A 13408-nucleotide genomic window follows, 5' to 3' on the forward strand; every position below is an offset into this window, starting at 1 on the left:
GTTCACAGCGTCTTCCCGTAGATGCGGTAGGTCTTGTAGGCACGGCCGCCGACCGCCTCGGCGATCCGGCGCATCGGCATGTTGTCCTCCAGCACCCAGGACATTTCGATCCGGTTGAGGCCCAGGGCTGCCGACTCTCGGCGGACGGCGGCGATCACCAGGAAAGCCAGCAATCCGCCGGTCATGCCGGCGGCGTGCTTGCGGCGGACGCCCATCAGCGGGACGCGGGCGCTGCCGAGGCCCGACACCTTCAGGCGCCACAGCAGCTTGGCCCAGCCGAACGGCAACAAGCTCCCTCCGAGATCGCGGACCGCCTCGTTCAGGTTGGGCAGGCAGACCGCGAAGGCGGCGGGCTCGCCGTCGACCTCGGCGAACCAGACCAGCCGCTCGTTGATCAGCGGCTTGAGCTGCTTGGCCATATGGTCGATTTCTTCCGGGGTCAGCGGCACGAAGCCCCAGTTGCCGCTCCAGGCGTCGTTGAAGATCGCGGTCAGGGCGTCGATCTCCCGCCGGTATTCGGCCATGCGCAGCGGGCGCACCCGGATGTTCGCCGGCAGCGGGCGCCCGACCAGCGCCCGGATGCCGGCGGGAAGCTCCGGATCGTCGCTGATGTAGGCCAGCATGTCCTTCGCCTTGCGGTAGCCGGCCGCCTCGATCAGCCCGCCCAGGTAGGGCCGGTCGTGCCCCATCAACAGCATGGGGGGCGTGTCGAAGCCGTCCACCAGCAGGCCGGTCTCCTCGTTGATCGACAGGTTGAAGGGGCCAAGCACCTCGCGGCAGCCGCGCTCCCGCAGCCAGGACTCGGCCGCATCCGTCAGCGCCGCGACGACCGCCGGGTCGTCCACCGCGGCGATCAGGCCGAAATGGCCGATCCCGGCCTCGGCGAGCCGGTCGATCTGCGCGCTGATCCGCCCGACGTCGCGGCCGTCGCGGCGCGCGATCCAGAAGGCCGCCTCGGCATGGCGGAAGTACGGGTTTCCAGCCGGCGACAGGGCCGCGCGGCGCTCCATCATCAGCGGCGGGATCCAGTGCGGATCATCGCGGTGCAGCGCGAACGGCAGGCGGATGAAGCGATCCATCGCCTTGCGGCCGCTGACCGGCTCAAGGTCGATGCCGGTCGCGACCGCGCGTCCCGGCCCCTGGTCGGCGAGAGCGCTCATCGCCCCGCGACCCCTTCGCGCGCCCCGGGGGGGCGGTCGCGGGGAGGCGACCCCGTCAGCTCCGCCACCCACGGATAACGCTTCGCCTCCTCGACGTCGTAGCCGAGGTTGAACACGGTGGGGCTGCGCTGGCGGTTGCGCGGCTCCGCCTCGAAGCTGCCGGCGAGCTTGTCGACCAGGAAGGTGGTGATGCCGAAGTTGGAGTTCTCGTCATGGAAATGGTGGGCGAGATGCAGTTGCTTGATCCGCAGGAGGAGGCGGTTCTTCGGCTTGACGTTCAGGTGCTGCATGCAATGGCAGAGTTCGTAGATGCACATCAGGGTGGTGGCGCTGGCGAGCGCGGCGGCGGCACCGGCGCGGCCGTCTATGGCAAAGCCCACGGGCAGGGCGATGACGAGCAGCAGCGGCAGCGTGTTGGCGAGCGAGCCGAACAGCACTCCGAGGTCGTGCGGGTCCTGGTGATGGTCGAAATGGATGCGCTTCCACAGTGCCGCCGTCCAGCGCGACCGGTAGAGGAAGCGGCCATGCAGGATGAAGCGGTGCAGGCCGTATTCCACGAACGGGTAGAGCAGGACGATAGCCAGCGCCGCGAGCATCGTCCGTCCCGGCGCCACGCTCCACAGGGCGGCTGCCGCACCGGCAATGACCGCGATCGCCGCATAGACCTGGATCGCCGGATAGGTGACGTAGGCAGCCACCAGGTCACGCGCGGACATCCGGCCGAGGTCGTAGGTACGCCCATGCCATCCGGTTCCCATCCGCCCAGCTCCTTTCTCTTCCGCCATGCCAGTTTCCACATCACGCAGTTTCATACGCTCACTCCTCCAGATACAGGAGGATGGTGCCGCCGATGCAGGCGAAGATCAGTGGCGGCGTCCACACGGCGAGCGTGGCCGGGAGGGTTCCCGCCTCCGCCAGTGCGGACAGGAGTCCCTGCACCAGCAGGAACAGAAGGCCGAGCCCCAGCCCGATGGCGAGGCCCGACCCGAAGCCCGGACTGCGGCGCACGCCGTGCAGCGCCGGTTGCGCCAGCAGCAGCATGACGAGCGCCGAGGCCAACGGCGAGAAGATTCTCTGGATCTGCACCTCGTAGTAGGCGCGTGCCCGGGTTCCCGACCACGCGCCGTCCATGATCGACAGGATGCGCTGGACCGACTGGTACTGGGTCGGACGTGCGACGAACAGGATGTTGGCGGGCGATGGTCCTTCCGGCCAGGGCATCTCGTCCAGGTGCTTTGCCTTGAGCGTTCCGCTGCCGACCAGCGTGACGGCATCGACGTCCCCGAGCATCCAGCCCGCGTCCGTCCATCGGGCCGTACGCGCCACCGTTCGGCCGGTTGCAAGCCCCTGGTCGTCACGGCTTACGATGGTGACGCCGTCCAGCCGGCGCCCATCCTCCTGCACGCGCTCGATCGAGATGATGCCGGTACCGGAACGGACCCATACCGGCTTCGGCGCCTCGGTTTCGCCGGCCGGCGGCGGGCGCGCCGCCCACCAGTCCTGCAGGGCTCGCTCGGCCCGCGGCGCAACCTGGTCCATCAGCAGGACATGCAGCACGGCGATGACCGTCACCGCCGGGATGAGGAGCCGGAGCAGGCGCCACGGCGACGCGCCGACCGAGCGCAGGGCGATGATCTCGTTGCGCTGCGCCAGGGAGAAATGGGCGGTGAGCGCGGCGATCAGGATGCTCAGCGGTACCAGTTGCCCGACCAGCAGCGGCAGGTGCAGGCCGATGTAGGTGAGCATGTCCACCGGACCGTGCCCGCGCTCCAGCACCGCGCTCGCCTTGTCGAGCAGGTCGAGCAGTTGCAGGAGGCCGGTGAAGGCGAGCAGCACCGCCAGGAAGCGGCCGAGGAACGCCCGCGTGAAATAGATGGCGAGCATCAGGTTGTACGCCGCCGGTGCGGCAGCAGGCGGCGTAGCCGCAGGAACAGCATGTCGATCGCCTCGAAGACGCCCCCGAAGGGGTTGGCGCCGGGACCACGGTCCACGACGGCGTAGAGCAGGATGCAGCCGGCGGCGAAGAGGGCGAAGGGTCCCCAGAGGCTGAGGAGCGGATCGGCCCGTCCGAGGTCGGCCAGGCTCTCGCCGAGCTGGATGGCGTGGTGATACAGCAGAAGGATGACCGCCGAGGTGGCGATTCCCTGCCAGCGGCGGGCACGCTTGGCCGCCATGCCCATCGGAACGGCCAGCATGGGCAGCAGCGGCAGCGACACGGACCGCACCAGCCGGGCGTGGAACTCGGCGCGCAGGCGGCTGCGCGTCACGGATGGGGCGCCGCTGCGCATCTGGTCGCGCAGCTCGCTCATCGTCAGTTCGCGCTCGCTGTCGCCGCGGGCGCGGAAAAGCGGGATGTCGCGGGAGAAGGGGCGCTCGATGACCAGCCGGTCGAAGGCCAGCACCGAGTCCTGCTTGCCCGGCACCTTGCGGATCTGTAGGGCCTCCCGCATGGCCAGGGTCATGCGCTGCCCGTCATCGGAAAGGCGCAGGTCGCCGCGCTTGGCCGTCGTGGTGATCTCCCCGCCGTCGTCGAGCTTCTGGTGGACGAAGACATGTTCCAGCCAGTCGCCGTCCGGGCTCATGCGGTCCGCATAGATGGTGTAGCCACCGCCGGTATCGATGAAGGTGGCGGTCTTGATCGTCGCGTCCCAGGGCGCGTTGGTGACCGCATAGAAGATTTCCCGGTAGGCGTAGCGCGAGTAGGGCTGGATGTAGCCGTAAAGCGCGATGCTGAACAGCGCCAGCACCACGCCGGCGCCGAGGAAGGGAACGCCGAACCGCCGCAGCGAGATGCCGCAGCCGCGCAGGGCGTCGATCTCGCTGTCCTCGCTGAAGCGGGCGGACACCAGGAAGATGCTGATGAAGAAGGCTGCGGGAAGCGCCAGGCCCAGATAGTGCGGCACCAGATTGGCGGCCATCGTCAAAATCTGGCCGAACTGCTTGCCCTGGTCGGCCAGGAGGTCGAACAGCCGAAGGATGCGCTCGAGAATCAGCGCCGTCAGCACGACCACCAGCGAGATCGCCAGCGGCTTGGATGCCTCGGAAAGAATGTAGCGGTCGATCAGGCGCACGTCGCGGCCCTTGTTCCCCGAGAAGCCGCGGTCATGCCGCAGGCGCAGTCCAGCAGGCGCGCAAGGCCGCGACGATGGCGTCGAGTGTCTCCGGGGCGGGCGACTCGGCCTGCCCCAACGCCGGCTGCCCCGGCCACCCATGGTCGCGGAAAGTCAGCCCGCCGAATGCCCGCTCCCCGTCATAGCGCGGGATGACATGGAAGTGGACATCCGGATCCACCATCATCAGCATCAGGTAATTGATCTTCTCATAGGCGACGAACGCCTTCAGCGCGGCCTCGACGCCTGCCACCGCCAGTTCGAGGTCGGCGAACGCCCTGGGACCGATCTGGCCGAAGCCGGTCGCCGGCTCGCGGCAGGCCAGCACCAGCGATCCGAGGGTCACCTGCTGGGGCCGCAAGAGGACCGTCCAGCAGGCGGTCTCGGCCACCAGGGTGCGGGGGTGACCGAACTTCCGCATCGTCGCATTCGCCATGCCCGCCGTTCCTGTCCGCCCGTCGCCATGAGAGGACACTATTTAGGGCTGCCCGGAACGGCAGGCAAATGAAAGACATCGCCATCTGAGGGGAAATCGGCCGTCATGCCGGGATGGGCCGACGGCCGCAGTCGATCTCGAAAGCGCCGTCGGTGTGGAACCCGTCAGCGCCACAGGTGCGGACCGCCCCCGCCAGCCGCCAGCCGCCGTCTGTCAGCGGCGCCACCGTGAATCGGTTCCAGCTCGCCGGTTGTCCGCCGGCCGCGGCGTCGGCGGAGGCGGACGCCACCCCCATCACCGGAATGGTGCTCCCGCCGGGACCCGGCAGGGAGGCGACATGGTTGCGGTGATGATGGCCGTGGAGGACCAGCTCGGCGCCGGTGCGGGCGAGGATTCCCTGGATGCGCCGCCGGTCCGTGAGCGCCTTGCGCTCGGAGCGGCCGACTCGGAGCGGGGGATGGTGCATCAGGACGACGCGGAACAGGCCGCGCCCGCCCAACTCGCCCAGCATCGTCTCCAGCAGCGCGGCCTGGCGGGCGCCGACCGCGCCGGTGGCGAGCAGCGGCGGACTGGGCACGGCAGTCGATACCCCGATGAAGGCGACAGGCCCGCGCAGCCGCAGGAAAGGGAAGCCGGCCCCGTCATCGGAGGGGCCGGCTTCAGGCTCTCCGCCGCTCGCGCCATCGCCGGTCATCCAGGGCCGCCAGAGGCCGAGGCCGGACTCCCAGGGCACGCGGACGGTGGCGTCATGGTTTCCCGGGACGACGGTGACCCGGTCGGGCGGCCCCACCCGTTCCAGCCAGGCCCGTGCCCGCTCGAACTCGTCCGGCAGCGCGATGTTGACGAGGTCGCCCGTCATCACGAGGTGGTCGGGGCGGTGGGCGGCGATGTCGTCGAGCAGCCTGGCCAGCACCTCCGGCCGGTGGACCCGATGCCGCTTGCGCCGCCAGGAAATGAACCCTAACAATCGCTTGCCCGCGAGGTGGTGCAGCCGCGCCGGCCAGCCGGGCAGCAAGGGCAGATGCGGATCGGAAAGATGGGCGAAGCGGAAGACGGGTTGCATGGCAACGACAATACATCGGTGAGCTCTTCCGGACACGCTTCCAAACCGATGGCCGGCGCCGTTCCGGCAGCCTCCTCCCCGAAGCGCCCGCCCGTGGCATCGATTATCGGCCGGTGTCCGGTGCGCCTGTGGGGCATGACCTCCGCCGAGCGGCTGCGCCGTTCGCTCGCCCGTGCTGGCGTGACCGAGGTGCGCCAGGGCCTGGACGTGCAGGAGGTGGGCGACGCATCCCCCAGCGACGACGGGCGGCGCCATCTGCTGGTGCGGGACGATCATGTGTTCGATGCGGTGCTGATCGCCGACCTCGCGCGGGCTGAGGACACGGTCCTCACCACCGATGCCGGCCTGCCGGTCGCCGCCATCGTCGGCGCCGCAGACGTGGGGGCCGCCGCGGCGATGCTGCAGGGGGGCGGATCCGTGCCTGCCGGACTGCGCGTCGTCGGACCCGGCGGACTGAGCTCCGCCTACAACAACGCCCTGCGCAAGCGCGAAGCCCCGTACCTGATGCGGCTGGATGCGGACACGCTTCCGGCGGTGGAGCGGCGCATGTTCGCCGGCTCCTACAAGGGGGTGACCGACCTCGTCACCAAATATGTCTGGCCGGCGCCCGCGCTGCGGGTCACGCGCTGGTGCGCCGGGCACGGCATCACCCCGAACATGGTGACGTGGCTCAGCCTGGTGCTGGTGCTGCTGGCAATGGCCGCCTTCTGGCACGGCTGGTTCCTGAGCGGCCTTGTGATGGCCTGGGGGATGACCTTCCTCGACACGGTCGACGGCAAGCTCGCCCGCGTCACCATGACCTCGACCAAGCTCGGCAACGTCTTCGACCACGGCATCGATCTGGTCCATCCGCCCTTCTGGTACTGGGCGTGGATGGTGGGCCTGGCGGCCGTCGGGCTGCCGCTCGATCCCGGCTGGCTGGTGCTGGCGATCGTCGTCGCCGGCTATGTCCTGCAACGCCTGCAGGAAGGCCTGTTCATCGCGCTGTTCGGGCTGGAAATCCACATCTGGCGCCGCTTCGACAGTTGGTTCCGCCTGATCACCGCGCGCCGCAATCCCAACCTGCTGCTGCTGACGGCGGGGGCGCTGGCGGGACGCCCGGACCTGGGCATGCTGGCGGTCGCCGTATGGACCATCGCCTCGCTGTTGGTCCATACGGTGCAGATCCTCCAGGCATTGCCGGCGCGCCGGTCCGGTCCCCTCGTGTCCTGGCTGGCGCGATGACACGGGTCGGACTGATCACCAATCCGGTCAGCCGCGGCAACCGTGACGGCGAGTTCGGCCGGGCCGCCGCCGACTTCCCGGACTTGCCGCAGGCACAACCGCGCACGACGGCGGAACTGCTGGACAGCTTGGCCGAGTTCCGTCGGCGCGAGGTGCGGGTGATCGCCGTCAGCGGCGGCGACGGCACCTTGCGGGAGGTGCTGACGGCACTGCCCGGCACCTATGGCGACGAGCCCCCGGACATCGCCCTGCTGCCGGCAGGCAAGACCAACCTGGCCGCAAGGGTCGTCAGCCGGGCCGGAAGCGGGGCCGCCGGGCTGCGGCGGCTGCTCGGCGCCGCCAGCGACCGTTCCCTGCAAAGGATCGAATGGCCGGTGCTGGAGGTGGTGTGGAACGCCGAACCGGAGCGGCGGTTGCGCGGCTTCCTCTTCGGGGCCGCCGGTTTCTCCGTGGGTACGCAGCTCGCCTACAGCCACATCCACAAGGCCGGCATCAACGACGCGGCTGCGGTCGCCCTGTCGATCGCCGCAACCACGGCCTCGGCGCTGTTCGGGCGCGGGCGGCGGTCCCTGCTGGCGGGGGAACCGATGGAGCTTGCCGTCGATGGCGGTGCGCAGCGCGGCGGGCGGCATTTCCTGATGCTGGCGACCACGCTCGACCGGCTGGTCTTGGACATCAAGCCGTTCTGGGGCGAAGGAAACGGCGCCCTGCGCTGGCTCGACATCGCGGCGCCGCCCAAGCGGCTGGTGTCGGCCCTGCTGCCGACGCTGCGCGGCCGGCCGCGGCCCTGGATGGCCGAGGCCGGCTATGCCAGCGGGCGGGCGCGCGAGCTGACGCTTGAGCTGACGCACAGCTTTGTGGTGGATGGCGAACTGTTCGAGCCCGGTGCCGCCGGGGTGCGGCTCACCGCCAGCGTGCCGGTCGGATTCGTCGCTCCGGGCGGGCGGTCGTGACGGACCACTTGCCGGAGGCGCCGCAGCCTGCCCAGCCCTTTTCCAATCCGTTTCTGGCGGCCATCGACGAGGGGCTGGGCCGTCCGGTCAGCGCCGAGGCGCGGCGTCTGACCGATGCGATCCTCGCGCGTCATCGCGGGAGCGTGGCGGCGGTGCTGTTCTATGGCTCCTGCCTGCGAAGCGCCGATCCGGAGGGGATTCTCGACGTCTATGTCCTGACCACCAGCCTGCGAGGCTTCCACCGGCGTCTGTGGCCCTCCCTGTTCAACGCGCTTCTTCCGCCCAACGTCTCGTATCTGGAGGTTCCGGGAGAGAACGGACGGATGATCCGGGCCAAGGTCGCGGTGATGGGCCTCGGCGCCTTCGCCCGCGCCATGCGACCGGACGGCCTGGACACCACGCTGTGGGCGCGGTTCTGTCAGCCTGCGGCGCTGATCCATGCCGACGACCGGACGGTGCGCGGACAGGTCGTCGAGGCGCTGGCCGATGCGATGGCGACCGCCGCCGGCTGGGCCGTGCGGCTGGGACCGGAAACCGGCACGCCGGCCGATTACTGGACCACCCTGTTCCGCCACACCTACGGAGCCGAGCTTCGGGTAGAAAGCCGCAACCGGCCTGAACTGATCTATGGCTGGGCCGCCGGACGTTACGACGAGCTTCTGCGCCCGGCATTGGCCAGGGCGGGAATCGTGGTCGAGGACGAGGACGACGGGTGCCTGCGTCCGCTGGTCGCCGACCGCTCTGCGGTGCTGCGCAGGTGGAGGATGCGCCGCCGGTTTGGCAAGCCGCTGAACGTGCTGCGTCTGGTGAAGGCGGCCTTCACCTTCGAGAACGGCGTCGACTATCTGCTGTGGAAGCTGGAACGCCACTCCGGCCGGCGGCTTCAGCTTACCGGCTGGCAACGCCGCCATCCGGTCCTGGCGGCGCCCGGCGTGCTGTTCCGTCTCTACCGGGACGGCACGCTGCGTTGAGGTTTCCCGCCCCCCGTCAAATGCGGAGGGCGGGAAACGGGGTCAGCGGACGGCCATTTCCAGGCACCGGGTCTCCGGGATCACGTCCAGCGAGCGGCCGATCCGGATGATCGCCTCCGCCGCCGCGTCGAGCTGGGCCGGGCTGTGGGCGGCGCTGACGCTGGAGCGCAGCAGCGACGCGTTGTCCGGCGTTGCCGGCGGCAATGCCAGATTCAGGTAGACGCCGGCATCGAGCAGCGCATTCCAGAAGGTGATGGCGACGGTGATGGACGGCATGCGGATGGAGACGATCGGGCTCGTCCGCGGGCCGAGCTGGAAGCCGGCGTCCTTCAGCGTGTGGTACAGGCGGCTCGCATTGTCCTGCAGCTTCCGACGGAGGCCCGGCTCCTCTTCGACGCGGCCAAGCGACCGGATCACCGAGGCGATCACCGCCGGCGGCAGCGAGGCGGTGAACATGTACGGCCGGCAGGCGATGCGGAGGATGTCGAAGTCCGGGAGATTCGAGACGCAGAACCCACCGACGGCACCCAGGCTCTTGCTGAAGGTGCCGACAATGAAATCCACGTCATCTTCGATGCCGGCTTCCTCGACCAGCCCGCGCCCGTGATCGCCGAGCACACCCAGCGAATGGGCCTCGTCGACCAGCAGATGGGCACCCCATTCCCGCTTGACCTCGGCGATCTCCGCCAAGGGAGCGGTGTCGCCGAGCATGCTGTAGATGCCCTCGACCACGATCAGGCGGTTGCCGGGCGTATCCTTCAGGCGGCGCAGGCGGCGTGCCAGATCGTCCGGGTCGTTGTGCCGGAACCTGATGACCTCCGCCTGTCCGAGTCGGCAGCCGTCATAGATGCTGGCATGGCTGTCGGCATCGATCAGGATGTGATCCCCACGGCCGGCGACCGTCGACAGGATTCCGAGGTTGGCCTGGTAGCCGGTGGAGAACACCATGGCCGAACTGCAGCCGTAGAAATCGGCAAGGCGCCGTTCCAGGTCCGCATGGCCTCCATAGGTGCCGTTGGCGATGCGGGATCCGGTGGTGCCGGTGCCGGCCCGCCGGACCGCATCGGCGGCGGCCTCGATCGCGGCCCGGTCGAAGGTCAGGCCGAGATAGTTGTTGGTGCCGAGGAGGATGGTGCGGCGGCCATTCATGACCGCCTCGCTGGGCGAGAGCACCTCGTCGAATCGGACCGAGAAGGGATCTTTGCCGGCAGCCCGAACGGTTTCGTAGGCCGCCTGCAACGGTTTGAACTTGTCGAGGATTGTCATGCGCGCTCGGCGCCCATCAAGTTGGAAAGGGTCGCGGCGAGGTCGGCCACCGTCTCGATTCCCACAAGTCGATCCATGGGGATGGAAACGTCGAACCTGTCCTCCAGGGTCATCACGAAGTTCATCACAGCCAGCGAATCGAGGCCGAGATCGCGGACGATGTTCGTCTCAGGCGTCACGCCACGCTTGGCTTGGGGTAAAGCACCGATCATGTCGATGATCACGTCGGCGATCTCGTTCGTCTGAGGCATGTCTGGATCTTGTCGCCTGCGGGAGAGGGCTGCCCCTCGACACCTGCCGGCGCCGGACACAGCATGAAAAATTTGTAACTCTTTTGTGAAGTGGGCAACCCTATTCTTTGGTATGCCCCTCATGAAAAACGTGTATGCATCAGGCGTGGACAAGCCGTCCGACATAGCGCCTGCTTTCGTTGCAACGTCAGAGTGGCTACGGGAGAGGTACATCATCCTGGACAGCCGGTGCAACCTACATCCAGGCTGCATCGCTGTACCATTTTGCGGTTGCGGCAAAGCCGTCACGCAGCCCGATTCGCGGCGCCCACCACCCGGCCGGCGGTTGAACGGCGGCTGACGACGACCAGTCGGCATGCAGCATTTCGCGGGCCTTGCCGGACGTCAGCATCGGCGTGCGGCCGACCAGGGGTCCGACCGCCCCGGCCAGCGCTCCGGCCAAGGTGACGACACTGGCAGGAACCGGAAGGATGCGCCCGGAGCCGCCGACCGCCCTTGCAGCCTCCTCCAGGACCACGCGCCACGGATAGCCTTCCCGCCGCTCGTCGCTGAGTTCGAAGACCGCTTCCGACGGACCGCCGGCACACATGGCCACGACGGCCGCCGCCGCGTCCTCGACGTGGATCAGGCAAAGGCGGGAGGCCGGTCCATGGAACAGCGGCATCGCCCAGGCGCGCGCCGAACGGAAGATGGGGAAGGTTTCGCGGTCCCAGGGGCCGTAGATCGCCGATGGCCGGAGAACCACCCAGGATGCCCGGCCGCAGGCGGACGTGGCGGCCTCCTCGCCGGCGCGCTTGCTCGCGGCGTAGTCGGAGAGCTGCGGTTCGCGCGCCGCCAGCGACGACACCAGGACGAGCCGGGCGTCGGGGGCGGTGGTGGCGACTGCCCGTGCGATCCGGCTGCTGCCGTCGCGGTTCGTCCGCATGAACTCCTCGCGCGACCGCGCCTTGATCAGGCCGGCAGCATGGACCACGGCATCGGCCCCCTCGACCAGCCGGTGCAGCCGCTCATCGGCGCCGAGGTCGCCGGACACCACCTCGACCCCGCCGGTCGGAAGCTGGGGATGACCGGGATCGCGGCGGGCGAGCAGGCGGACGCGCCAGCCGTTCCGCACCAGTGCGGCGACGACGGCACGCCCGAGGAACCCCGTTCCACCGGTCACGGCGGCGAGCCGTTGTTCGCCGCCCGTCCCCACGCTCCCGTCCATGCCGCCCGGTGGCGTGCCGGCGGCCGTGCTCACTGCCCCTCTCCGAACGCTCCCGACAGGTAGAGCTGGCGGGCCTTGTTGCGGCTGAGCTTGCCCGACGAGGTCTGCGGCAGGCTACGCGGCGGAACCAGCACGATGCCGGCGTCGGCGCCATGGCCGTCCCGGAGCGCGGCTGCGACGGCGGCGGCCAGCGCCGAGCGTTCCGCCGGATCGGTCTTGCGGCATTCCACCAGCACGACGATCCGTTCCGAACCGCCGTCGTCGACCGCAAAGGCGGCGGCGTCGCCGCTGCGCAGGCCTTCGACCTGCTCGGCGCTCCACTCCAAATCCTGCGGCCAGATGTTCCGGCCGTTGACGATGATCACGTCCTTGGCCCGGCCGGTGATCACGAGCTGGCCGTCGACCCGGAAGCCGAGGTCGCCGGTGTCAAGCCAGCCGTCGGCCGACAGCACCCTGGCCGTCTCATCCGGGCGGTCGAAGTAGTCGCGCATCACGCTCGGCCCGCGCAGGAAGATCCGGCCGAGGGCGCGGTCGGGCAGGGCAGTGCCGTCCGCGCCGCGGATTTCGGCCTCGTGGCCGGGCAGCGGCGGCCCGCAGCGCACGAAGTCGCGAGCCCTTGCGCCGTCGCCTGCCGGCGTCGCGATGCCCTCCTCCATCAGGTCGAGGTCGACGCGGTCGACCACCACCCCGGTGTCGAGCGGCGCGAAGGAGATCGCCAGCACCGTCTCGGCCATGCCGTAGCTGGGGACGAAGGCGCGCGGCGAGAAGCCGTGCGGGGCGAAGGTCCGGGCGAACTCCTCCAGGACGTGCGGGCGGATCATGTCGCCGCCGATCCCGGCCGCGCGCCAGCTCGACAGGTCCAGCGGCGGAAGGGTTGCCGTCGACGCCCGCCGGGCGCAAAGCTCGAACCCGAAGCTCGGGCTGTAGGACAGGGTGCCGCGGTTGCGGGCGATCAGCGACAGCCAGGTCAGTGGACGCCGCGCGAACTCGCGCGTCGCCAGATAGTCCACCGAAATCTGGCTGAGCAGCGGGGTGAGCAGGAAGCCGACCAGCCCCATGTCATGGTAGAACGGCAGCCACGACACGCAGCGGTCGGTGCGGGTGATCTGCAGGCCGTACAGCGAGATGGCGCGCGCATTGGCCATCAGGTTGCGGTGCGTGACCGTCACGCCGACCGGGAAGCGGGTGCTGCCGGAGGAGAACTGCAGGTAGGCGACGTCGTCGTCGGCCACCGCCGGCAGCGGTCCTTCGTGGTCGGCCAAGGCTTCCAGTGAGGACAGCGAGCCGGCGACCCGGAGCGTCAGTCCCTGGGCCGCCTCGTTGATCCAGCCGGAGAGCGACGGCGGGGCCAGCACACCGGACGCCTGCGCGGTTTCGATCATCCCGCGGAGATGGGCGACATAGGCGTCGCCCCGCCCGAATGGCATCGGCAGCGGCATCGGAACCGGAACCAGCCCGGCATAGCTGCAGGCGCAGAAGGTCCGGACGAAATCGCCGTCGGTTTCGGCGACGATCGCCACCCGTTCGCCCGGGACGAAGCCCGCCCCCAGCATCCGGCGGGCCAGCGAGACGGCCTGCTCGCGCAGGTCGCGGTAGGACAGCGCCTCTTCCAGTTGCCCGCGCCCGGAATAGAAATTGAGCCCGCGGCTGCTTCCGGCCGCGTAATCAAGAGCCTCCGGCAATGTGGCGAAGTCTGCCGCGCGCGTGGGCAAGGGGCAGATGGTCGGTGTAGGCTCTGGCATTCCCAATTCCTGATAGAAGTCTGTC

The 13408-nt window shown here is 69.4% G+C and carries 13 protein-coding genes; 3 read left to right on the forward strand and 10 right to left on the reverse strand.

The window, feature by feature from the left end:
- Positions 1–2 precede the first annotated feature (2 nt).
- The 6 genes from J2850_RS19045 to J2850_RS19070 form a co-directional block, all read right to left on the reverse strand.
- Positions 3–1160: a GNAT family N-acetyltransferase gene (locus J2850_RS19045; protein ID WP_209984737.1), complete on the reverse strand. Its 1158-nt coding sequence runs from the start codon at positions 1158–1160 to the stop codon at positions 3–5.
- Positions 1157–1972: a sterol desaturase family protein gene (locus J2850_RS19050; protein WP_417281586.1), complete on the reverse strand. Its 816-nt coding sequence runs from the start codon at positions 1970–1972 to the stop codon at positions 1157–1159. The genes J2850_RS19045 and J2850_RS19050 overlap by 4 nt, the downstream gene beginning before the upstream one ends.
- A gap of 4 nt (positions 1973–1976) precedes the next feature.
- Positions 1977–3044, reverse strand: coding sequence for an LptF/LptG family permease (locus tag J2850_RS19055; protein WP_209984741.1), 1068 nt, complete (start codon positions 3042–3044; stop codon positions 1977–1979).
- Entirely contained in the window at positions 3044–4231 is a 1188-nt protein-coding gene (locus J2850_RS19060) for an LptF/LptG family permease (RefSeq protein ID WP_209984744.1), read from the reverse strand. The genes J2850_RS19055 and J2850_RS19060 overlap by 1 nt, the downstream gene beginning before the upstream one ends.
- A 31-nt stretch (positions 4232–4262) precedes the next feature.
- A complete protein-coding gene (locus tag J2850_RS19065) occupies positions 4263–4706 on the reverse strand; it encodes an HIT family protein (protein WP_209984747.1) in 444 nt (147 codons plus the stop codon).
- Positions 4707–4809: 103 nt separating this feature from the next.
- The gene (locus J2850_RS19070; protein WP_209984750.1) at positions 4810–5769 is read right to left on the reverse strand and encodes a metallophosphoesterase family protein; all 960 of its coding nucleotides are present in this window, start codon (positions 5767–5769) and stop codon (positions 4810–4812) included.
- A gap of 93 nt (positions 5770–5862) precedes the next feature.
- Here J2850_RS19070 and J2850_RS19075 point away from each other — a divergent pair, with 93 nt between their 5' ends.
- Genes J2850_RS19075 through J2850_RS19085 form a run of 3 tightly spaced genes read left to right on the forward strand, consistent with a single transcriptional unit; the run spans position 5863 to position 8917 of the window.
- Complete coding sequence (locus J2850_RS19075; RefSeq protein WP_307354460.1) at positions 5863–6993, forward strand: CDP-alcohol phosphatidyltransferase family protein; 1131 nt, start codon at positions 5863–5865, stop codon at positions 6991–6993.
- Complete coding sequence (locus J2850_RS19080; protein WP_209984754.1) at positions 6990–7946, forward strand: diacylglycerol kinase family protein; 957 nt, start codon at positions 6990–6992, stop codon at positions 7944–7946. The genes J2850_RS19075 and J2850_RS19080 overlap by 4 nt, the downstream gene beginning before the upstream one ends.
- A complete protein-coding gene (locus J2850_RS19085) occupies positions 7943–8917 on the forward strand; it encodes a hypothetical protein (RefSeq protein WP_209984757.1) in 975 nt (324 codons plus the stop codon). The genes J2850_RS19080 and J2850_RS19085 overlap by 4 nt, the downstream gene beginning before the upstream one ends.
- A gap of 42 nt (positions 8918–8959) precedes the next feature.
- On the opposite strand, the gene spt is transcribed toward J2850_RS19085, so the two are convergent.
- From spt to J2850_RS19105, 4 genes are all read right to left on the reverse strand, one after another.
- Positions 8960–10183: a serine palmitoyltransferase gene (gene spt, locus J2850_RS19090; RefSeq protein WP_209984760.1), complete on the reverse strand. Its 1224-nt coding sequence runs from the start codon at positions 10181–10183 to the stop codon at positions 8960–8962.
- Positions 10180–10434, reverse strand: a complete 255-nt coding sequence (locus tag J2850_RS19095; protein WP_209984763.1) for an acyl carrier protein — start codon at positions 10432–10434, stop codon at positions 10180–10182. The genes spt and J2850_RS19095 overlap by 4 nt, the downstream gene beginning before the upstream one ends.
- A 235-nt stretch (positions 10435–10669) precedes the next feature.
- Complete coding sequence (locus tag J2850_RS19100; protein ID WP_209984766.1) at positions 10670–11674, reverse strand: NAD-dependent epimerase/dehydratase family protein; 1005 nt, start codon at positions 11672–11674, stop codon at positions 10670–10672.
- Positions 11671–13383, reverse strand: a complete 1713-nt coding sequence (locus tag J2850_RS19105; RefSeq protein WP_209984769.1) for a fatty acyl-AMP ligase — start codon at positions 13381–13383, stop codon at positions 11671–11673. The genes J2850_RS19100 and J2850_RS19105 overlap by 4 nt, the downstream gene beginning before the upstream one ends.
- Positions 13384–13408: the final 25 nt, after the last annotated feature.

The sequence above is a fragment of the Azospirillum picis genome (assembly GCF_017876115.1).
In the GTDB taxonomy this organism is placed as follows: domain Bacteria; phylum Pseudomonadota; class Alphaproteobacteria; order Azospirillales; family Azospirillaceae; genus Azospirillum; species Azospirillum picis.

Excerpts from the sequence above, each read along its gene's own strand:
- J2850_RS19045 (WP_209984737.1), bottom strand. The coding sequence starts at position 1,160 with ATGAGCGCTCTCGCCGACCAGGGGCCGGGACGCGCGGTCGCGACCGGC.
- J2850_RS19050 (WP_417281586.1), bottom strand. The coding sequence starts at position 1,972 with ATGAAACTGCGTGATGTGGAAACTGGCATGGCGGAAGAGAAAGGAGCT.
- J2850_RS19055 (WP_209984741.1), bottom strand. The coding sequence starts at position 3,044 with ATGCTCGCCATCTATTTCACGCGGGCGTTCCTCGGCCGCTTCCTGGCG.
- J2850_RS19065 (WP_209984747.1), bottom strand. The coding sequence starts at position 4,706 with ATGGCGAATGCGACGATGCGGAAGTTCGGTCACCCCCGCACCCTGGTG.
- J2850_RS19070 (WP_209984750.1), bottom strand. The coding sequence starts at position 5,769 with ATGCAACCCGTCTTCCGCTTCGCCCATCTTTCCGATCCGCATCTGCCC.
- J2850_RS19080 (WP_209984754.1), top strand. The coding sequence starts at position 6,990 with ATGACACGGGTCGGACTGATCACCAATCCGGTCAGCCGCGGCAACCGT.
- spt (WP_209984760.1), bottom strand. The coding sequence starts at position 10,183 with ATGACAATCCTCGACAAGTTCAAACCGTTGCAGGCGGCCTACGAAACC.
- J2850_RS19095 (WP_209984763.1), bottom strand. The coding sequence starts at position 10,434 with ATGCCTCAGACGAACGAGATCGCCGACGTGATCATCGACATGATCGGT.
- J2850_RS19105 (WP_209984769.1), bottom strand. The coding sequence starts at position 13,383 with ATGCCAGAGCCTACACCGACCATCTGCCCCTTGCCCACGCGCGCGGCA.